The sequence below is a fragment of the Micrococcus sp. HMSC067E09 genome (assembly GCF_001812555.1).
In the GTDB taxonomy this organism is placed as follows: domain Bacteria; phylum Actinomycetota; class Actinomycetes; order Actinomycetales; family Micrococcaceae; genus Micrococcus; species Micrococcus lylae.
Genome location: NZ_KV809401.1, coordinates 1 through 281 on the forward strand (window position 1 = coordinate 1; position 281 = coordinate 281).

1 protein-coding gene is annotated in these 281 nt (G+C 64.1%); it reads left to right on the plus strand.

Annotation, left to right across the window (positions count from 1 at the left end):
• A partial coding sequence (locus tag HMPREF2863_RS11300) for an integrase core domain-containing protein (RefSeq protein ID WP_141756319.1) occupies positions 1-269 on the plus strand: 269 nt, incomplete at its 5' end.
• Positions 270-281 lie beyond the last annotated feature (12 nt).

A 281-nucleotide genomic window follows, 5' to 3' on the forward strand; every position in this document is an offset into this window, starting at 1 on the left:
TGGCGTACAAGAACTCGCAGGCGTTCAAGGCAGCGGTCGCAGCTGTGGGTGCGCGGCAGAAGTTCATCCGGCCGCATTGCCCGTGGCAGAACGGCAAGGTCGAGCGGTACAACCGGACGCTGGCACAGGAATGGGCCTACAGCCAGGCCTGGGCGTCGAATGCTGAACGCACGGACGGCCTTGCCCGGTGGGTCCATGAGTACAACACTGAGCGTGGCCACACCGCGCTTGGGGGCAAGACTCCCGCTCAACGAGTGTCATCAACGTGATGGCCGGGTACA